The organism is Mesorhizobium sp. LNHC229A00, assembly GCF_000502415.1.
Lineage (GTDB): Bacteria > Pseudomonadota > Alphaproteobacteria > Rhizobiales > Rhizobiaceae > Mesorhizobium.
In genome coordinates this window covers 112,941-133,254 of the sequence record NZ_AYWQ01000005.1, presented here as the reverse complement: position 1 = coordinate 133,254, position 20,314 = coordinate 112,941, and the positions used below count along the sequence as shown (strand labels likewise).

Annotated in this window: 14 protein-coding genes and 3 pseudogenes; 7 read left to right on the top strand and 10 right to left on the bottom strand. The window is 63.3% G+C overall.

All coding sequences use genetic code 11. The annotated features are described in order from the left end of the window. Window positions 1–80: 80 nt before the first annotated feature. Complete coding sequence (locus X742_RS157885) at window positions 81–1,631, top strand: MFS transporter (protein WP_023771789.1); 1,551 nt, start codon at window positions 81–83, stop codon at window positions 1,629–1,631. Window positions 1,632–1,777: 146 nt separating this feature from the next. Here X742_RS157885 and purH read toward each other — a convergent pair whose 3' ends face one another. Together purH and X742_RS157895 are read right to left on the bottom strand one after the other, a co-directional pair. Next, on the bottom strand, window positions 1,778–3,394 hold the full coding sequence (purH, locus tag X742_RS157890) for a bifunctional phosphoribosylaminoimidazolecarboxamide formyltransferase/IMP cyclohydrolase (protein WP_023771788.1): 1,617 nt from the start codon (window positions 3,392–3,394) through the stop codon (window positions 1,778–1,780). Between the two features lie 105 nt (window positions 3,395–3,499). Continuing rightward, window positions 3,500–5,224, bottom strand: a complete 1,725-nt coding sequence (locus X742_RS157895; RefSeq protein ID WP_023771787.1) for a heparinase II/III family protein — start codon at window positions 5,222–5,224, stop codon at window positions 3,500–3,502. A gap of 423 nt (window positions 5,225–5,647) precedes the next feature. Between X742_RS157895 and X742_RS157905 the strand changes: the two genes are divergently transcribed. Continuing rightward, entirely contained in the window at window positions 5,648–6,580 is a 933-nt protein-coding gene (locus tag X742_RS157905) for a phytanoyl-CoA dioxygenase family protein (RefSeq protein ID WP_023771785.1), read from the top strand. A 101-nt stretch (window positions 6,581–6,681) separates the two neighbouring features. Here X742_RS157905 and X742_RS157910 read toward each other — a convergent pair whose 3' ends face one another. Then, the gene (locus tag X742_RS157910; RefSeq protein ID WP_023771784.1) at window positions 6,682–8,073 is read right to left on the bottom strand and encodes an RsmB/NOP family class I SAM-dependent RNA methyltransferase; all 1,392 of its coding nucleotides are present in this window, start codon (window positions 8,071–8,073) and stop codon (window positions 6,682–6,684) included. Then, window positions 8,070–9,092, bottom strand: a complete 1,023-nt coding sequence (gene htpX, locus X742_RS157915) for a zinc metalloprotease HtpX (RefSeq protein ID WP_023771783.1) — start codon at window positions 9,090–9,092, stop codon at window positions 8,070–8,072. The genes X742_RS157910 and htpX overlap by 4 nt, the downstream gene beginning before the upstream one ends. Window positions 9,093–9,197: 105 nt before the next feature. Here htpX and X742_RS157920 point away from each other — a divergent pair, with 105 nt between their 5' ends. After that, a complete protein-coding gene (locus tag X742_RS157920) occupies window positions 9,198–9,419 on the top strand; it encodes a DUF1674 domain-containing protein (protein ID WP_023771782.1) in 222 nt (73 codons plus the stop codon). Window positions 9,420–9,428: 9 nt separating this feature from the next. Here X742_RS157920 and X742_RS157925 read toward each other — a convergent pair whose 3' ends face one another. Next, window positions 9,429–10,094 (bottom strand): HAD-IA family hydrolase, encoded by a 666-nt coding sequence (locus tag X742_RS157925; RefSeq protein WP_023771781.1) that lies wholly within the window; start codon window positions 10,092–10,094, stop codon window positions 9,429–9,431. A 170-nt stretch (window positions 10,095–10,264) separates the two neighbouring features. Between X742_RS157925 and X742_RS157930 the strand changes: the two genes are divergently transcribed. The 3 genes and pseudogenes from X742_RS157930 to X742_RS01000000169985 all read left to right on the top strand — a co-directional run bounded on the left by X742_RS157930 (window position 10,265) and on the right by X742_RS01000000169985 (window position 14,673). Then, window positions 10,265–11,134 (top strand): transglutaminase family protein, encoded by an 870-nt coding sequence (locus X742_RS157930; RefSeq protein WP_023771780.1) that lies wholly within the window; start codon window positions 10,265–10,267, stop codon window positions 11,132–11,134. A gap of 383 nt (window positions 11,135–11,517) precedes the next feature. After that, window positions 11,518–12,996, top strand: a complete 1,479-nt coding sequence (locus tag X742_RS157935) for a pilus assembly protein (protein ID WP_023771779.1) — start codon at window positions 11,518–11,520, stop codon at window positions 12,994–12,996. Window positions 12,997–13,330: 334 nt separating this feature from the next. Then, window positions 13,331–14,673, top strand: a pseudogene (locus X742_RS01000000169985) (cyclopropane-fatty-acyl-phospholipid synthase family protein). Between the two features lie 15 nt (window positions 14,674–14,688). Here the strand turns inward: X742_RS01000000169985 and X742_RS157940 are convergent. From X742_RS157940 to X742_RS1000000172285, 3 genes and pseudogenes are all read right to left on the bottom strand, one after another. After that, window positions 14,689–15,435 carry an MOSC domain-containing protein gene (locus tag X742_RS157940; RefSeq protein ID WP_023771778.1) on the bottom strand — a complete coding sequence of 249 codons (747 nt, stop codon included), beginning with the start codon at window positions 15,433–15,435 and terminating at the stop codon, window positions 14,689–14,691. Next, window positions 15,435–17,045: pseudogene (gene acs, locus X742_RS0136655) on the bottom strand (acetate--CoA ligase); the annotation flags it as partial. The gene X742_RS157940 and the pseudogene acs, both read right to left, overlap by 1 nt. 4 nt (window positions 17,046–17,049) lie before the next feature. After that, window positions 17,050–17,526: pseudogene (locus tag X742_RS1000000172285) on the bottom strand (acetyl-coenzyme A synthetase N-terminal domain-containing protein); the annotation flags it as partial. Between the two features lie 317 nt (window positions 17,527–17,843). On the opposite strand from X742_RS1000000172285, the gene X742_RS157945 reads away from it, so the two are divergent. Continuing rightward, window positions 17,844–18,116, top strand: a complete 273-nt coding sequence (locus tag X742_RS157945; protein ID WP_023771777.1) for an usg protein — start codon at window positions 17,844–17,846, stop codon at window positions 18,114–18,116. A 69-nt stretch (window positions 18,117–18,185) separates the two neighbouring features. Here the strand turns inward: X742_RS157945 and X742_RS157950 are convergent, their stop codons facing one another. Together X742_RS157950 and X742_RS157955 are read right to left on the bottom strand one after the other, a co-directional pair. Next, complete coding sequence (locus X742_RS157950) at window positions 18,186–19,067, bottom strand: aldo/keto reductase (protein ID WP_023771776.1); 882 nt, start codon at window positions 19,065–19,067, stop codon at window positions 18,186–18,188. Window positions 19,068–19,122: 55 nt separating this feature from the next. Then, on the bottom strand, window positions 19,123–20,304 hold the full coding sequence (locus X742_RS157955; RefSeq protein WP_023771775.1) for an MFS transporter: 1,182 nt from the start codon (window positions 20,302–20,304) through the stop codon (window positions 19,123–19,125). Window positions 20,305–20,314 lie beyond the last annotated feature (10 nt).

The window sequence follows — 20,314 nt, the reverse complement described above, 5'->3', positions numbered from 1 at the left end:
CGGTTGTCCGTTTGCATGATCATTCGAAACATGCAGACATGGCGCCCGAAATGGGCGGAGCGGACGCCGAGGGAATCACTATGGCGGTAGAGACAGTGCAGCGGGCATCCGGGCGCGGCATCTGGGGGTGGATGTTCTTCGACTGGGCGGCGCAGCCGTTCTTCACGGTCGTCACCACCTTCATCTTCGGCCCCTATTTCGTTTCGCGCATGGCGGACGATCCGACCACGGGCCAAGCCGTCTGGGGTTATGGCATCGCCGCGGCTGGGCTGGTCATCGCGGTGCTGTCGCCGATCCTCGGTTCGATCGCCGACCAGACAGGGCCGCGCAAGCCATGGATCGCGTTTTTCGCGGCGATCAAGGTCACCAGTCTTAGCTTGCTCTGGTTCGCCGCGCCGGGTTCCAACCTGTTCCTGATCGTGGCGCTGTTCTCGCTTGCGTCGGTGGCAGCGGAGTTCTCCACAGTCTTCAACGATTCCATGATGCCGCGGCTAGTGCCGAAGAGCGAGATAGGCCGCGTCTCCAACGTGGCCTGGGGCCTCGGTTATCTCGGCGGCATGATCGCACTGATCTTCGTCGTCACGTGCCTGGCCGGCTCGCCGGAGACCGGCAAGACGATCATCGGCATCACCCCGCTGTTCGGGCTTGATCCGCAGCTGGGCGAGGATGCTCGCGCCACAGGGCCGCTGTCCGCCGGCTGGTATTTCCTGTTCATCCTGCCGATGTTTTTTTTTACGCCCGACGCCATCAAGGGCATCCCGATCGGGCCGGCGGTGCGCGAAGGGCTGTCGGAACTGAAGTCGACGCTGGCCGAGGTGCGCAAGCGTGGCGGCATCTTCCGCTTTCTCGTCGCCCGCATGATNCTGTCCGCCGGCTGGTATTTCCTGTTCATCCTGCCGATGTTTTTTTTTACGCCCGACGCCATTAAGGGCATCCCGATCGGGCCGGCGGTGCGCGAAGGCCTGTCGGAACTGAAGTCGACGCTGGCCGAGGTGCGCAAGCGTGGCGGCATCTTCCGCTTTCTCGTCGCCCGCATGATCTACCAGGATGGCGTCAATGCCTTGCTGGCGCTGGGCGGCACCTTCGCGGCGGGCATGTTCCACTGGTCGATCACCGAGATCGGGATGTTCGGCATCATACTAAATGTCGTCGCCATCTTCGGCTGCTGGGTCGCCGCCCGTCTGGACACCGCGCTGGGCTCCAAGGCGGTGGTGATGATTTCGCTGGTCATGCTGTCCATCGCCACCATCGGCGTGGTCTCGACCGGGCCTGGATTCACGCTGCTCGGCCTGATCCAGCTTTCGACCGCCGACTCAGGCGGCCTGTTCGGTACGGCGGCCGAAAAGGCCTATATCATGTACGGCCTGCTGATTGGCCTGGCCTTCGGGCCGGTGCAGGCCTCGTCGCGCTCCTACATGGCGCGCAGCGTGACCGCAGCCGAATCCGGCCGCTATTTCGGCATCTACGCGCTGGCCGGTCGGGCAACCAGTTTCCTGGCTCCGTTCATGGTGGCGACGATTACCGCAACCAGCGGCTCGGCCCGGCTTGGCATGGCGGCGATTATTTTGTTCCTGGCCATCGGCATGGCGATCCTGGTTCGCACACCGTATCCGGCGGATCGGCCGGAGTAGACCCTTCGATAATTCACCATACTGGCCGCCCTGCCGCGATTTTCCGCGCTCACGGATACCAATGTCCGCTCCGCTCGGTTCTCGAAAACCGCACCAGTCGACTCAGCGGAGCGAATTCGTGAAGCATCTCAACGCCGAGCGGCAGGTTAGTGCCGGAAATGCCGCACGCCTGTGAACACCATGGCGATGCCGTGTTCGTCGGCGGCGGCGATGACGTCGTCGTCGCGCATCGAACCGCCCGGCTGGATCACGGCGGTGGCACCGGCTTCGATGGCCGACAGCAGGCCATCGGCGAAGGGGAAGAAGGCGTCCGAAGCGACCACCGAGCCCTTGGTCAACGGCTCCGCCATGCCTGCGGTCTCCGCCGCGTCGATCGCCTTGCGCGCGGCGATGCGCGAGGAATCGACCCGACTCATCTGGCCGGCGCCGATGCCGACCGTGGCGCCGTCCTTGGCGTAGACGATGGCGTTCGACTTGACGTGCTTGGCGACGCGGAAGGCGAATTTGAGATCGGCCATTTCAGCCGGCGTCGGCGCGCGCTTCGTCACCACTTTCAGGTTGAGGTCGTCGACCACGGCATTGTCGCGGCCCTGGACGAGCAGGCCGCCCGAAACCGACTTGACCGTCGTGCCGGCCGTTCGCGGGTCCGGCAGGCCGCCGGTGACGAGCAGGCGCAAATTCTTCTTGGCAGCTATGATTGCCGCAGCCTCGTCGGTGGCGTCGGGCGCGATGATCACCTCGGTGAAGGTTTTCACGATTTCCTCGGCTGCCTCGGCGTCAAGGGTGCGGTTCAAGGCGACGATGCCGCCGAACGCCGAGACCGGATCGCAGGCGACCGCCTTGGCGTAGGCCGCTTTCAGCGATGTGCCTTCGGCCACGCCGCACGGGTTGGCGTGCTTGATGATGGCGACGGCGGCCGAGCGGTTCGGATCGAATTCGCCGGCCAGTTCGAAGGCGGCGTCGGTGTCGTTGATGTTGTTGTAGGATAGCTGCTTGCCCTGCAGCTGCCGCGCCGTGGCGACGCCTGGCCGTTTGTCGCCATTGACGTAGAAGCCGGCGCCCTGGTGCGGGTTCTCGCCGTAGCGCATCACCTCGGCCAGCCTGCCGCCGAAAGCGCGCCAGGTTGGATGCTCGATCTCCAGCGCCTCGGCGAACCAGCCCGAGATCGCCGCATCGTAGGTGGCGGTGCGGGCGAAGGCCTTGGCCGCCAGCTTCTTGCGGAAATCCAGCGACAGAGAGCCAATGTTCATCTCCAGCGCGTTGAGCACCGCGGCGTAGTCGCCGGGATCGGTGACGATGGCGACATAGGCGTGGTTCTTGGCCGAGGCGCGGATCATCGCCGGGCCGCCAATGTCGATGTTCTCGACGATCGACGCGTAGTCGGCGCCGGAGCGGCGGACTTCCTCGAACGGGTAAAGATTGGAGACGACGAGATCGATCGGCTCGATGCCGTATTTGCGCATCGCCAATGCGTGCTCGGGGTCGTCTCGCACGCCAAGCAGCGCGCCATGCACGGACGGGTGCAGCGTCTTGACGCGGCCATCCATGATCTCGGGGAAGCCGGTGAGCTCGGAGACGTCGCGCACCGCCATGCCGGCCTCGGCGATCGCTTTTGCCGTGCCACCGGTGGAGACCAGCTCGACGCCGGCCGCGGCCAGTGCCCTGGCAAAGTCGATCAAGCCCGTCTTGTCAAAGACGGAGAGCAGCGCACGGCGGACCGGAACGAGGTCGGGGGCGGGAATGTTCTTGGCAGGAACGGCCATGGCTGGCGGCCTTTCATGTCTGGAGGAGCGTGCCCGCGCCGTAGCACATGAGGCTCGGAAATCAAGCGTTGGCTTATTTTGCGGCGTGCCATTGCCGCCGCAAGCTCAATTGTTCTCGGGATAACCGGCGAACTTTGTCCGGGTCAGCTGCCAGTGGACTTCGGCAACTTCCGACGCCTTGAAGGCGAGCACGATCTGGCGGCTGCGGCGCGGACCGCCAAGACCGGCGAAATAGATCGATTCCTCAACTTCGGGCGCCACTTCGCTAGAGGTGAACACCCACGTATCGGCCTGATCGCCGGTCAGGACCAGCCGCTCCTGCTCGTCCTGCAGCAGATTGATGTCGGGGTGGACGTGGAAGCGCACGGTGATGAAATCGCGGCCATTGTTGCGGATCGCAGTGCTGCCGGGCCGCTGGAACCGGTCCCGGCCCGCCAGCACATTGCCGTCCGAGGAGAGTTTCAGCTCGCGCTCATGCAGGAAGCCGAAACGCTGGAGATAGCCGTCATGACGGGCGATGAAGCCGTGGACGCCCTTCTGGTCGATGCGCTTGCACTGCACTTGCTGCGGGCCGCCGATCAACGGTGAACCCAACTGGTCGTTTACCCGCAGCGCGTGGGTGAAACGCGCCGAAGACGTGTCGTTGATGGTAGCTGTCGAATGCGCGGCGGTGGCGCGGGCCAGCGGCCGGAACTCGGCGGCGCCGTAGGTGTCGATGCCGGCATTGACGATGTAGTGCTGGCGGCCCGACGACAGTTCGAAGGCGAGGCAGCCGGCATGCGCTGCATTGGACACGTCGACCGGTGGCGGCAGGCCGGTATCGGCGATGACGGTGGTGCCGCCCATCGCCAGCCGCTCATAGCCCGAATGCGGCGCATGCAGCAGCGGCGCGCCGGCGGTGTCGTCATGGCGCAGGATGGTGGCGATGCGGTCATGGATTGTGGCGCCCATGCCATTGAAGCGGGCGAGGCTGCCGTCCTGGTGGCGGAAGAAGCGCAGTGCCGGCAGCATGCGGTCGATGGCGCCGATCAGCGCCTGCGGCGGCGCTTCGGCCTGGTTGGCATAGGTCTGGCGCAGCGGCAGGAGGTCGGCGAGGATTTCCAGCACCGCCATCGGGTTGCGCGAGATGTGGCCGCCGTCGGCAAGGATCTGGCGATTGAGTTCCCCGGCGAGGGTGCGGGTGGCGCCGCGCAGCGCCGAGGCCGGCGCCGGCAGGGACAGCGCCGCGAAGGCCAGCGCGATGCGGGCGCGCAGCCGGTCCTTGCCGTCGGGCATTTCGCGCGCCATCGACCTGAGATAGCGGATCTGCATGGCCAGCGATTTCAGGAAAGCGCGGTAGAAGGGGAACTCGGCACCCTGCAGCACGATGGAGGAGTGCTGCAGCCAGGCAATGATGCGTTTGGCCGTCGTGCCTGGCTCCCAGGCAACGCCCGAAATATGATTGCCATGCATGGCGATCCAGTCCGAAACCAGGGCACGGGCATTGGCGGCGGCAAGCTCGGTTCCGGCGGCGCGCATATGGCGCAACCAGCGGAAGCCATGCAGCGTTTTTTGCCAACCGTGGTTGGGGACATTGATCTGGAAAGGGGACTTGCCGCCGGTCTCGACCAGGTGGCCGGACAGAGGATAACGGCCGTAGTAGATCTCGAGCGCGATCTGCGGATCGGCGAGGCGCAGGTCCGGCGGTGCGATCAGGACACGTTCGGGCGTGCGGCCCGAATAGCGCCAGCGATAGACCGGCCCGGCGCGCAGGCGCCGGCGCGTCTTGCGCCAGAACTCCTTCGCGACCAGCGTCCACAGACGCGTCGTGTTGCCGGCAGCAAGTGCCAAAACCCCTCCTGGTCGTCCTCTATCCCAAGCACAAGCTTATATGATTCAAGAACTTATGCGAAGGCGGATTTCGCCTCGGTAAGGCGCCTAACGGGGCCGCGGCCGGGTCGCCCCTAAAAAAGTCACGTCTTTTCCGGGCCATACAGCCGGTTGCCCTGCAACTTATGTCTTCTTGGCGAGGCGGCCAAACGCGCTGGGCCAGCCGTTTTCGCGCTCCCGAAAGAGCCGCGGGACGCGGAAGGCATCGCCGATCCCGACCCTCGTCGCAACCGTTTCGATCGAATCGATACCGCCAGCAATTGCCCGGCGAACAGGATGCAGGGCTGAAAGGCGTGAGCAAATAGAGGTCGGTTTCCTATCCATGGGAGCGGTCCGAATGATAAGGTATTCTCCGGCCAAGGTCGAAACGATCCAGGTGATGAGATGTCGGTATCAACGGATGAGCAGGCATTTCCGGACATCCCGCCGGTTGCCCTCACAGCCGACGGCAAGCGGCTGTCGACAATGCCGAACAGGCTCGGATACCTTTCCGCGACCGACCCGTCCGTCGGCATTGAAGCCATCCGGCATCTTTATACGACCCAAGGCTATGTGTGGCTGAAGGGCCTTTTGCCCCGCAGGGAAGTGATTGATTTTCGTGGCTGGGTGCTTTCCCATCTTGCCGAGAGCGGACTTTTGGAACCCGGTACGGATCCCTCGCTGGGCATCGCTTCGGGTCGTGCCGTCGACCGTCAGCTCGCCGAGCGCCGGCTGATGTCGGTGGTTCGGTCAACCGGTTATGAGGGCTTTTGCGCGCAGCCGCGCCTAGCGCGATTGATGGACGCTTTCGTGGGCGGCCTATCCTATCTGCACAAACGCAAGATCATGCGCTTCACCTTGCCCGGAACGGCCATAGCGACGCCCGCGCATTACGATCTCGTCTATCTGCGCGGAGGCACCAACCGGGTGGTCACGACCTGGATACCGATCGGCGACACGACCGTCGACATGGGCGGTCTGGTCTACCTGGAGGGATCACATGCCGTCGGCGCCGCCCTGGAGAGACAGTTCAACAAGGACAATTCCGCTCTCGGTTCGCAGGAGCGCATCAGTGCCTACAATCGCAACATGAGTGAGGGCGGCTGGGTGTCGAAGGACCTGCCCGATATGGCGGAGCGGTTCGACACGCGCTGGCTGATGGCGGATTTCGAAGCGGGCGACATCGTCCTTCACTCGCCCTACATGATCCATGCCTCCACGACCAACCAAAGCCTCGATGGGCTGATCCGGCTGTCGACGGATATCCGCTACCAGAATGTGGACGACGAAATCGATGCCCGCTGGGGCAATCATTGGAGCCTTGATGACATGCTTTAGTCTAGAGCGTTCAGCGTTCGATGGGATCACCGCCTGCTCTAACTCTTTGTTATCGCACAATTCCGGACGGAAAACCGTCACACACTTTTCGTGGGATTGCTTTAGCCGACGCGTCGCATGCGGGCTGCGTAGAAGCCGTCGAGGCCGGAAATCGCGGGTGCGCCCAGCACCATGTCGGCGGGCGTGGTGCGCAGCGCTCCATCAGATGTGAGGAACTGGTCGAGACAGGCAAATTCACCCGGCCGGATCGGATCGGTGGTCACCCCCGGATTGTCGACCAGGAAGGCGCGGCAGAGTTCCTCGCCTTCCCGCGGATCGAGCGAACAATTGGAAAAGACGATCCGGCCGCCGGGCCTGACCAGCATAACGGCGCGGGCTAGCAGCCTGCGTTGCAGGTCGGCGAGTTTTTCGACGTCCGCCGCCGTCTTGGTCCACGGCACGTCGGGATGTCGCCGCACGGTGCCGGTCGAGGAACATGGCGCGTCGAGAAGCACGCCGTCGAACAACTCCGCCGGCTCGTATTTGAGCAGGTCGGCCTGGACGATTTCGGCGGAGAGGCCGAGGCGCGCAAGGTTCCGCGTCAACCGCGCCAGCCGGTTCTTCGAAGTGTCGAGGGCGGTGACCTTGGCACCGGCGAGAATGAGCTGCGCGGTCTTGCCACCGGGCGCGGCGCAGAGATCGGCGACGCGCAATCCGCTGACATCGCCGAACAGTCTTGCCGGCAAGCTGGCCGCCGCGTCCTGGACCCACCATGCACCCTCCGCGAAGCCCGGCAATTCGGTGACGGCGCCGGCAAGCTTCTCCACCCGAACCGTGCCCGTCGGCAGGACAATGCCGCCAAGCTTTTCGGCCCAGAGTTCGGGATCGGCCTTGACCGAGAAATCAACTGGCGCCTCGTGGCGGTGGGCAGCCAGGATCTGCCGGGCCTTCTCGGCGCCGTAGGCGGCCTTCAACCGGTCGGAAAACCATTTCGGCGCTTCGTCGGCGGCGGCAAGCGCGGCCGGAAGCTCGGATTCCTTGGCCCGCGCGAGCGTGCGCAGCACACCGTTGACCAGGCCGGAAAAGCGCTGCGTACGCGGATCGGACTTGGCGTGCGTCACCGCGAGGTCGACGGCCGCGCTGTCGGGAATATCGAGGAACAGGATCTGCGCCGCCGCTACATGCAGAATATGCGACAAGGCGGTCGCGTTGGGCGGCAGCGGCTTTTCCAGGCGCCGCGCCAGGAGCCCGGCTATGGTCATGCGGTAGCGCAGCGCGGTGACCAGTATGGCGCGTACCAGGCCACGGTCGCGCAGGTCGAGCGCCATATATTGCGGATGGCCGTTCTCGTGATCGGTCAGACCGTCGAGCGGCGTGCGAACGTCGATGACGGCGGCCAGCATCCGTGCCGCCGCCTTGCGCGCGGCGAGGCCGGCAACGAATTCGCCGCCGGCATTGTGATCCTGATCGCCTGAAACCGTGCGTCGAGGTGCCGCCCTGCCCGCGACGCTCACGACCACCGGCCCTTGGGCCCGGTCGGATTGCGACCCCACGGATTGGATTTTGGGCTGGCCGGCTCGGTCGCCGGTTCTGGCGCGGTTGGCTTGCCCCACGGTCCGGTCATCTCCGGCTCGTCAGCCTGCGTTGACATCGACGCCTGGCGCTGCGTGGCTCGGGGAGCGCCTTCGCCCATCCGCTGTGCCATCGCCTGCAGCGCGGCGATACGATTGTCGGTGCTCGGATGGGTGGAGAACAGACTGTCCATGCGCTCGCCATGCAGGGGGTTGATGATGAAGAGGTGCGCCATAGCCGGATTGCGCTCGGCATCGGGATTGGGAATGCGTTCGGCCCCGCGGGCGATCTTGTCAAGCGCGGAGGCCAGCCACAGCGGGTGTCCACAGATTTCGGCGCCGCGCCGGTCGGCCTCGTACTCGCGAGTACGGCTGACCGCCATCTGCACGATCATGGCGGCGAAGGGCGCCACGATCATCGCCGCCAGCACGCCGACAAAGCCGAACGGATTGTTGTTTTCGCGGCTGCCGCCGAGGAAAAAGGCGAAATTGCCGAGCATCGAGATGGCGCCGGCAAAGGTGGCGACGATGGTCATGGTCAGCGTGTCGCGGTGCTCGACGTGGGCAAGCTCATGCGCCATCACGGCGGAGACCTCCTCATGGGTCAGTCGCTGCAGCAGGCCGGTGGAGGCGGCGACCGCCGCGTTCCGCGGATTGCGGCCGGTGGCAAAGGCATTCGGTTGCGCATTGTCGATCAGATAGGTTCTGGGCATCGGCAAGCCGGCCTGCTTGGCCAACGCCTGGACGATGGCGTAATATTCCGGCGCATTGTTCTCGTCGACCTCGACGGCGTGGTTCATCGACAGCACCATCTTGTCGGCATTCCAGTAGCTGAACAAATTGGTGCCGGCAGCGACCAGCAAGGCGATCATCATGCCGCCCGAACCGCCGATCAAAAAGCCGACGCCCATGAACAGCGCCGTCATTGCGGCGAGAAGCATGGCGGTGCGAATGGTGTTCATCGTCTGCTCCTGTCCGGATGGTGGTGAAAAAGGGTCGATCCTCGCGAGGTCATCGCTATATGATGGGAAACGCCCGTTCCCGTTTCAATCCACTGGAAATATCGCATGAACGACGAAACCAGTAAAACACCGCCCGGCACGGATGATGGCACGCCGCCACAGGAGCTGACGCCCGCCGCCCGCCGCGCGCTGCAGGAAGCCGAAGCAAGGCGGCATGACTACCGCCGCAAGGAAGCAGCACTTCCGCGGGAGATCGGCGGCCGTGGCGGCAAGGAGCCCGGCCGCTATGGTGACTGGGAGGTCAAAGGCCTGGCCAGTGATTTCTAGCGACTGATCTCAAGCTGCGTTGCGCTGCTGCTCGAGCGCAACGCAGCCTCGCTCGTCGACGGTGATGCCGATTGCGTCATAACCTGACATCGCGGCATGCTGTGTTGCCAGGGGATGCTGGTGCGTGGCGTTGATCACCATGACCGAAGCACCCGCCGCCTCCGCCGCCGCGATGCCGGCCGGGGCATCCTCGAACACCAGGCAGTCGCGCGCGTCGAAGCCAAGCCGTCTTGCGCCGAGCTGGAAGCAATCGGGCGCCGGCTTGCCGCGGGAAACGTCCTCCGCCGCGACGAGGACCGCGGGGACAGGAATGCCGGCGACCTTCATGCGGGCAAGCGCCAGGGAGCGTGGCGCCGAGGTTACGATTGCCCAGCGCTCCGGCGGCAGCGAATTGAGGAATGCCACGGCGCCGGCGATCTGGACAATACCCTCGAGATCGTCGGCCTCGGCCTTCAGCAGCAGATCCGCTTCGTGTCTGGGGTCGACGCCCGGAAGCGCCAGGGCGGTGATTGTCTCGATCGCCCGTACGCCGTGGATCGTCGGCAGGAAGGCCGCAACGTCGAGGCCGTGACGCCGCGCCCAATCGCCCCAGACCCGCTCAGCCGAGGCGATGGAATTGATGAGCGTGCCGTCCATATCGAAGAGGAAGGCGGCGAATTTTCTGCCAGCAAACATGATTTTCCTTGAAGTGCGGGGGAGGGGTCGAGGGAGGACGCAACCGTAGCGCCAAGCCGCCGACATGAAAAGGCGCGTGAGCGCATTTCGGGCGCGATGCAGGGAACCACCGTCACCTTGCAACGTTTCAAACGTACAATTCCCACCACGCGAACCAAGGGACGATACCCATGCTGATACGCCTCGGCTATGAGATTGCCATTGAATGCGCCGAGGCCACTCCGGTCATTTCGCTGCTCGAAATTCACAAGGACAGGCAGGCCGACATCAAGCGGCAGACGCGTGTCCTGACCTCGCCTTCGGTGCCGACCAGGCTCTATCACGATCTGCACGGCAATGCCTGCCGCCGCTTTACGGCGCCGGCCGGCGGCTTTCGCATCCTTTATGACGCCGTCGTGGAGGACAGCGGTGAGACGGATGAGGTCAATACGCTGGCCCGGGAAATGCCGGTCGCCGAGCTGCCCGACGAGGTGCTTTTCTACCTCCTGGGCAGCCGCTATTGCGAGACAGACCATCTGAGCAACCTCGCCTGGCAGCTTTTCGGCCATCTTCCTTCCGGCTGGGCGCGGGTGCAGGCGATCGTCGACTATGTCCATAACCGCCTGTCCTTCGGCTACGGCTATGCGCGTTCGACCCGCACCGCCGCGCAGGCGCACGAGGAACGTGTCGGGGTATGCCGCGACTTTGCCCATCTGGCGATCACGCTCTGCCGCTGCATGAACATTCCGGCGCGCTACGTGAACGGCTATCTCGGCGATATCGGCGTGCCGGCGGATCCCGCACCGATGGATTTCTCGGCCTGGATGGAGGCCTTCCTCGACGGCAAGTGGTATACGTTCGACCCGCGCCACAACCGGCCAAGGACCGGTCGCGTCGTCATTGCGCGCGGCCGCGACGCCACCGACGTTCCCTTGCTGCACAGTTTCGGCCCGCACCGACTCAGCTTGTTCAAGGTATGGACCTACGAACAGGAAGGCAGGCTGTCCAATCCACCCTATCACGGCATTGACAGGACGGTCAGCGCGCGGATGCTGGCCTAGCTACGTTGATATCCAGGGGAGGCCGGCCTGGCAAATGGCTGGCCTGACCTGGATCTCAACACACGTGTCCGAGTTTGTGCCCCGGCGTGCTTCGCAATCCTGGGACAGTTGGCCCGCTTCGGGACAAAGATGCTGTGCCGCAACAAGACATCGCCGACACCGGACCAGCACATCGATCTGGGCATGGTAAGCGTCCGGTAAAGGTGCGCGGTAATATTCGCTGACGTTTACCAGCCGTTCACCTTCTTACCCCGTGAAAATCCAATAAAAACAATGTTCTGCTGGTTAATTCCCGATCGCGGATCGGGTCGCCTCTCGTTCCGGCTGGAATCCTGCATTGCCCCCGATGCGGCGACGAGGCCGAGGCAAGTGGAGGCTGTTGGATGCGGAATTACGGGGGTCTTGTTCACGCGGTCGGCGGCTTCGCCGGAGACCGCAGTGGAAATTTCGCGGTTCTGTTCGGCTTTGCTGCCTCGGTCTTGGCGCTGGCCGCGGGCTTCTCGGTCAATATCACGCAGCTCTACAACGCCAGATCGAGCCTGCAGGGCGTCATCGACGCGGCGGTGACATCGACGGCACGTGACCTGACCACCGGCGCCATCAACGAGGCCGACGCAACCAAATCCGTGCAGGCCTTTCTCGACGCCAACGGCGCGGCGGGCATTCTGCACGCTGGCCAGATCGTGCTCGACAGGCTGATCGTCGACAGGACCGCCAACACGGTCCAGGCCGATGCCCATGTCGATGTCGGCCTCTACTTCCCGTTGTTCAGCACCGGTGACATGCAGCGCGTCGGCGCTTCCACCACAGCGCTCTATTCCGACAAGCAGATAGAGGTGGCCATGATGCTCGACATAACGGGATCGATGGCCAAGCGGGGCAACGTCAATAAGATCGGCGACCTGAAAGTCGCTGCGACGAATGCCGTCAAGACGATGCTCGAGAACCAAGACCCGAAGAACCCCCGCGTCCGGGTCGCGATTGTGCCCTATGCATCTGGCGTGAACGCCGGAAAACTGGCCGAAAACGTCTATGCCGAGAAGCAAGGGAGTTCTGAACTGCCACCCGTCGCCGGCAGTTCGCTTCTTGTTGCCAAGACGGGCAAAAATCTGCTGCCGTCCTTCAGCGACTACATCTCCATTGTTGGGGCGGCCATGCCACACCCGGACAACTGCGCTACAGAGCGCAAAAGCAAGAACGGCGATGCCGACTTGAGCGCGGATGGTCCAGACACGGTTCGCACAGACAGGAACGGTAAGAAATATTATGCCCTGGTAAATCGGGATGATCATCTCAGCGACGAGGGAATGAACAAATGTCCTGACGCGCAAGTGATCCCGCTGACAGCGGATTCGGAGGCATTGCTTGATTCGATCGACGACTTCCAGGCCGATGGTTATACGGCTGGCGCGATCGCCATTCAGTGGACCTATTACATGCTGTCGCCGCAATGGCGCGCTGCGATCAAGAATGCCGGTCTCGGCAACGGCGCTTCGAACGCCGATGCGAAGAAGGTCGCCAAGGTTGCGATCCTGATGACCGACGGCCAGTTCAATACCGCCTTCGCGGGTGTTGCTGGGAGATACAACAGCCAAGGCAACCTTGCGCGCGGCAATGCTGAAACGCTGTGCGGCAACATGAAAAATGACGGCATCGAGATTTTCACCATCGGCTTCGACCTGAACGATAAGGATATGTCGGCAACCGAGAGGGACCAGGCAAAGGCGGTGCTGAAGGATTGTTCTTCGAAAGACGCCTCCGCCGCCGAGAGGCATTATTTCGAGGTGTCCACCGGTCTGGAATTGGATGATGCCTTTCAGGAAATCATCCGCAACACCGAAAAGGTCGTACTGACCCAATAATCCGTGAAAAGGAAAAGGCCGCCGCTTCTTTCGAAGCCGGCGACCTTCCGTGTTTCCGTCCATGGCGCGGCTCAATGGTGGTGACGCTTAGGTCACCGACCGCGCATCTCGCGCCTTAACGGGAAGACTGCTTCCCGAAAGTGCAATCCGCTGAGCCCACGTTCTGGAAAACGAAATCACTCGACATCGGATCACCTCCTTTCGATTTGTTGAACACACACTCATGATGGGGTGCGTTGCAGCAAATGACAAGATGCCGGATGGAAAAAGCGTGACGTGCTTGCGATCCGCGGCCCAAAAGGACAACATCGCGTCATCGACCGTGGGGAAAGGCATGGATGCCACCGAAAGAGCTGCGCGCATCGTTCGAACGGTAGTCGAGGCGGTCAAGCCCGGCTTCGCGGTCAGGCTGTGGACCGGTGAGCGGATCGGCCCCGCCACCGGCCCCGTGCTGATCATCAACGACCATGACATTGTCTGGCAGATCGTTCGCCGACCGTCCCTGTCGACCCTTATCGAAATGTGGATATCCAAGGCAGTCGACATCGAGGACGGATCGCTGTTCGATTTCTATGCCCTGCCTTCGACGGGCAAGCTGCGATCGAAGCTGAAGGCGTTGCCCAAACGGGCGCTTCTGCGTGACTTGCCGGCGGTGCTGTTTTCGAGAAAGCAGATGGCGTCGCGGGTTGATCTCGCCGGTCGCAACCCGTTCGTCAGCGGCTCCAGCAAGGAGGCGATCCAGCATCACTATGATATCTCGAATGCCTTCTACGGGCTCTTTCTCGACGAGCGCATGGTCTATAGCTGCGGGTATTTCCAGGATTTCGCAAACAGCATCGACGAGGCGCAGGTCGACAAGCTCGACCATATCTGCCGCAAGCTTCGGCTGAAACCCGGTGAAAGATTGCTCGACATCGGCTGCGGCTGGGGCGCGATGCTGATCCACGCCGCGAAAAACCATGGTGTCGTCGGACACGGCGTCTCGCTGTCGCAAGCCCAGACCTCACTCGCCCGCGAGCGCATTCGCGCCGAGGGTCTGGAGGACAAGATAACCATCGAGATAAAGTCCTACGCGGAACTCACCGGCACCTTCGACAAGATATCGTCCATCGGCATGTTCGAGCATCTGGGCCTGGCAAACCATGACACTTATTTCTCCGCCGTCCACCGGCTGCTGAAACCGGNGGCATGTTCGAGCATCTGGGCCTGGCAAACCATGACACTTATTTCTCCGCCGTCCACCGGCTGCTGAAACCGGGCGGCATCTATCTGCATCACGCCATCACAAGGCGCAGCAAGGGCGACATCAAGAAAACCCTGCGCAAGGGGCCTGAATACAAGGCGCTGATCAAATACATCTTCCCGGGCGGCGAACTCGACACGATCGGCATGACATTGGGCAATCTCGAAGCACACGGTTTCCTCGTCTACGATGTCGAGAATTTGCGCGAGCACTATGCCCGCACCTGCAGGCTGTGGGCCGAGCGTCTGCAGGCGCGGTTCGACGAGGCGATCGCCGAGGTCGGCGAAGCCAAGGCGCGGCTGTGGCTGCTTTACCTGAGCGGCTGCTCCATCACCTTTGAACGCGCCTCGGCGCAGATATTCCAGACTGTCGCCACCAAACGCGCGCGAGGCCCGAGCGGCCTGCCACCGACGCGGGCGGATCTTTATCGATAGGCTTGGGCCGGAAGGTCAGACGAACCGCATCGGCGCGCCGATCCCGACCCGGCCGGGCCGGTCGACTGTGCAGTAGACGCCGAGATTGTGGGCGTTGTGGCGGACCAGATTACGCAGGATGCCCGGATCATCGTCGAAACCATCCTGGGCGATGATGGTGAAGCCGCAGCGGCGGCACGGCTCGGAGATGGTCAGGACGAGATCGCCGATGGCGAGCTTCTTGCCGATCCATTCGGTTTCGGGAAACGAGCCGTCGACCGAGGCCATGTCGACGACGATGTTGGGACGGAAACGGCGCGGATCGGCGGCCCCCTCCGGATGGAGCGCCTTCAGCCGAGCCAGCGAGGCCGTGGTCAGGAGATGGATCGGCGCCTTGCGGTAGCGCTCCGCGGTCAGCGGCCCGGCGTAGCCGGCCGCGCTCTCCCCGTGGAACGGTCGGATCGAGGCGCCGAAGCCGAGATAGGCCGACACGGCGCGGTCGCATTCGGCGCCGGGTGCGGCAAGCCAGTCGCCATCGGGAACGGCTATTTCCAGTTCGCTGTCGCGGCCCAGCCGGGTGCGGATGCGAGGCACCTTGTGCCACTTGGCGTCACGATCGGGCCGGGCGATCTCATTGTCCGAGACATCGACGAGACCGAACAGGCGGTCGCCCTCGATGCCAACCGGTCCAACCAGGATGGTGTCCCGGCGCTCGCCGGCGAGCGAACTTGCCGGATAGCGCCACAACTGGGTGACGGTGCCCAATGCCGCGTCTTCCCGCATCAGCCCCTCTTGTTCTGCCTGTTGGCAACGAGGTCGTCGACCACGGCCGGATCGGCAAGCGTCGAGGTGTCGCCGAGCGCGGAAAAATCATCCTCGGCGATCTTGCGCAGGATGCGGCGCATGATCTTGCCCGAACGCGTCTTGGGCAGGCCGGGCGCGAACTGGATCTTGTCAGGCGTGGCGATGGCGCCGATCTCCTTGCGGACATGGGCGACAAGCTCCTTGCGCAGATCTTCGCTCGGCTGCTCGCCGGCCATCAGGGTGACGTAGCAATAGATGCCTTGACCCTTGATATCATGGGGATAGCCGACGACGGCGGCTTCGGAAACCTTGTCATGGCTGACCAGGGCCGATTCGACCTCGGCCGTGCCCATGCGGTGGCCGGAGACGTTGATGACGTCATCGACGCGGCCGGTGATCCAGTAATAGCCATCGGCGTCGCGGCGGCAGCCGTCCCCGGTGAAGTATTTTCCTTTGTAAGCGGAGAAATAGGTCTGCACGAAACGGTCGTGGTCGCCATAGACGGTGCGCATCTGGCCGGGCCAGGAATCGGTGATGCAGAGGTTGCCGTCAGCCGCACCTTCCACCACCTTGCCCTCGCTATCGACCAACTGCGGCTTGATGCCGAAGAAGGGCCGTGTCGCCGAGCCTGCCTTGAGGTCGGTGGCGCCCGGCAGCGGCGTGATCAGGATGCCGCCGGTCTCGGTCTGCCACCACGTATCGACAATCGGGACCCTGCCGTCGCCGACGACGTTGAAATACCACTCCCAGGCTTCCGGGTTGATCGGCTCGCCGACCGAGCCCAGCACGCGCAGCGACTTGCGAGAGGTCTTCTTCACATGCGCGTCGCCGGCACCCATTAGCGCGCGCAGCGCCGTGGGCGCGGTGTAGAAGATGTTGACCTTGTGCTTGTCGATGACTTCCCAGAAGCGCGACTGAGAGGGGTAGTTCGGCACACCTTCGAACATCAGCGTGGTGGCGCCGTTGGCGAGCGGCCCGTAGACGATGTAGCTGTGGCCGGTCACCCAGCCGACATCGGCGGTGCACCAATAGACGTCGCCGTCATGATAGTCGAAGACATATTGGTGCGTCATGGAGACATAGACGAGGTAGCCGGCGGTGGTATGCAGCACGCCTTTCGGCTTGCCGGTCGAGCCCGACGTGTAGAGGATGAAGAGCGGATCCTCCGCCTTCATCTTCTCCGGCTTGCAATCAGACTTAACCGTCGCGACTTCGTCGTGATACCAGACATCGCGTCCCGGCGCCCAGCCGATCTTGCCGCCGGTGCGGCGCACGACCACGACGGTCTTGACCTTGACATGGTGCTTGGCGGCGATGTCGATCGCCTTGTCGGTGTTTTCCTTGAGCGGGATGGGCTTGCCGCCGCGCAGGCCCTCATCGGCGGTGATGACGAAGGTCGATTCGCAATCGACGATGCGGCCGGCCAAGGCATCCGGTGAAAAGCCGCCGAAGACGACCGAATGGATAGCGCCGATACGCGTGCAGGCCAGCATCGCATAAGCCGCTTCCGGGATCATCGGCATGTAGATGGTGACGCGGTCGCCCTTCCTGACGCCGTGCTTCTTCATCACATTGGCGAGCCGGCAGACGTNCCGAATGGATAGCGCCGATACGCGTGCAGGCCAGCATCGCATAAGCCGCTTCCGGGATCATCGGCATGTAGATGGTGACGCGGTCGCCTTTCTTGACGCCGTGCTTCTTCATCACATTGGCGAGCCGGCAGACGTGCCCGTAGAGTTCGGTGTAGGTGATTTTCTTGTCGTCGTAGGGGTTGTCGCCTTCCCAGATGATGGCGGTCTGGTCGCCGCGCTTCTTCAGGTGGCGGTCGATGCAATTGTACGAGACATTGGTCTGGCCATCCTCGAACCACTTGATCGAGACCTTGCCGTCGAAGGAGGTGTTCTTGACCTTGGAGAAAGGCTTGAACCAGTCGATGCGCTTGCCGTGCTTGCTCCAGAACTTGTCCGGGTTCTTCATGCTGTCGGCATACCATTTGAGGTAGGTGTCATTGTCGATCAGGGCGTTCTTCTTCCACGCCGGCTGGACGCGATGGACATGAACCTCGGACATTCTTGGCTTTCCTCCCGAACCAGTCCGCCGGCTTGAAACGCCTGCGGGATCGCAGCTACGCAGCCGCGAATTCGGCGGCATTATTACCAGTTCCGTCGCGACGGCAACATTAGACGTTGGATTCGCGCGGCGGGATGCCGCAGGGGCGCTTTTCGAAACTGTCAGCACTCGACGATGTTCGCTGCTAACCGCATGTTTTCGCGGGTAAAGTTCCCTTTGAGATCAAGAAAAATCAATAGACAGTTAAGTAACGGCGCGCACAATTGGCAGCTGGGAGGAAAGGAGAATCAACCAGGGGACCGCCCAAGGGGACCATAATGCGCGACCATCTTGAAATGGACCTGATCCTCAAAGGCTACGGCCTGACCACGGCCAAGATTCTTTATCATTTTCCCGACCACCCGCATCTCCTGCAGAGCTTCGTCTGGCAGGACTACGACATCGCTCCGAAGTTTCCGGTGTTGATCCGGTTCATCGAATTCTGGAAAGCCAAACTCGACGGGCCACTGCATTCGGTGGTCTACACGCACCAGAAGCTGATCGCGCCGAATGAATGGCGCAAGGTGGATGGCGAGTTCGTGCTGCATTGAGATGGCAAGACGGCGATGGCTGTTTAGGCAGGCGCCGTCCAGCGACTTAGCCTGTTAGCGGCCGCATCATCAAACCGCCGGCGGGTTCAGCCGGGCGAAGCCTTCCTGACGTCGATAGGGGAAGTACGGATAGGGCGCGGTGACTTCGCTTGCCTCATCGAGTTTCTTCACCTGCTCCGGCGTCAGCGTCCAGCCGACGGCGCCGAGGTTCTGGCGCAGTTGCTCCTCGTTGCGAGCGCCGATGATGACGGAGGAAACGGTCGGGCGCCGCAGCAGCCAGTTGATGGCGATCTGCGGAACCGTCTTGCCGGTTTCCTGCGCCACCGCGTCGAGCTCATCCATGACCCGATAGAGATGCTCGTCCCCGACCGGCGGCCCGAAATCAGCCGTCTCATGCAACCTGCTCTTTTCCGGCAGAGGCTGGCCACGGCGGATCTTGCCGGTCAGGCGGCCCCAGCCAAGCGGGCTCCACACCAGCGCGCCGACGCCCTGGTCGAGGCCGAGCGGCATCAGCTCCCATTCGTAGTCGCGGCCGAGCAGCGAATAGTAGACCTGATGCGCGGCATAGCGCGGATAGCCGTGCTTCTCCGCCAGGCCGAGCGACTTCATCACTTGCCAGCCGGAGAAGTTGGAGGCGCCGACGTAGCGCAGCTTGCCGGAGCGAACGAGGTCATCCAGCGTCGACAGCACCTCCTCGATCGGCGTGCCGGCATCGAAGGCGTGCAGTTGCAGCAGGTCGATATAGTCGGTNGAGGCGCCGTTCGAATAGACGTCGGCGGTGTCGAACAGGTTGACGCCGGCCTCGAGACAGATGTCGATCAGCCGCCGCGCTTCCTGCGCGTCGCTGCTGCCCCAGGCGCCGAACAGCGGGCCGGAGCCACCGAAGGTGCCCGCGCCGAATGAAAGCACCGGGACTTTCAGGCCCGATGCGCCGAGACGTCGATAGTCCATTTTCTTGCTCCTGGTGGTTTGTGAAGAGGTCGGACGATACGGATGTCGGCTGGCGTCACGACCGGACGGAGACAGGCGCACCTGATGTGGTGCCACCATCAAGGCGCAGCGCCAGTCCGGCCACGGCGAGTGCCGCGAGCGGCAACAGGGCGGCGACCCAGGTGAGCGAACCCAATCCAAGGCCATGGGCGATGACCGCGCCGCCAAGCCAGGCGCCGGCCGCATTGCCGAGATTGAAGGCGGCGATGTTGAACGATGAGGCCAGACTCTGGCCGGCGCCTTGCGACTTTTCCAGCACCCACATCTGCAGCGGCGCCACTGTGGCGAAGGCGGCGGCACCGAGCAGACCGACATAGATCACGGCCATGACCTGGCTGTGGATGGCGAAGCTCATCGTGGCAAGCACCAGCGCCAGCACCACGAGGCTGCCGAGCACCGCCGGCACCAGCCAGCGATCGGCGACCTTGCCGCCGGCGAGATTGCCGGCGATGAGGCCGCCGCCAAAGACGAGCAGGATCGGCGATACGGCGGCTTCGCTGAAGCCACTGATCTCGGTGAGCAACGGGGCGATATAGGTGAAGACGGCAAACACGCCGGCATAGCCGAGCACCGTGGTGGCGAGGCCGAGCAGGACGGGCGTGCGGCGAAGCACGGCGAGATCGGTGCGCAGATCGCTCTTCTCCGGCGCTGCCTGGCCGCGCGGCACCAGGGCCAGGATGACGGCGAAGGCCGCGAGGCCGACGGCGGTCACCGCCCGGAAGGTGGCACGCCAGCCAAAGGCCTGGCCGAGCCAGGTGCCAAAGGGCACGCCCAAGATGTTGGCTATGGTCAGGCCGGTGAACATCAGCGCGATCGCCGAAGCCTTCCTGTTGGGCGCGACCAGACCAGTGGCGACGACCGAGCCGACGCCGAAGAAGGTGCCATGGGCGAAGGCGGTGATGATGCGGGCACCCATCAGTGTCCAGTAGTCGGGCGCCAGCGCACAGGCGAGGTTGCCAATCGTGAAGATCGCCATCAGCGCAAGCAGCACGGTTTTGCGCGGCCAGTTGCCTGTGGCGATGGTCAACAAGGGGGCACCGATGACGACACCGAGCGCATAAGCCGAGATCAATTGGCCGGCGGCGGAGATCGACACGCCGAGGTCTTTGCTGACATCGATGAGCAGGCCCATGATGACGAATTCGGTAACACCGATGCCAAAAGCACCGGCGGCGAGGGCATAAAGAGCAAGAGGCATGGCGATGGTC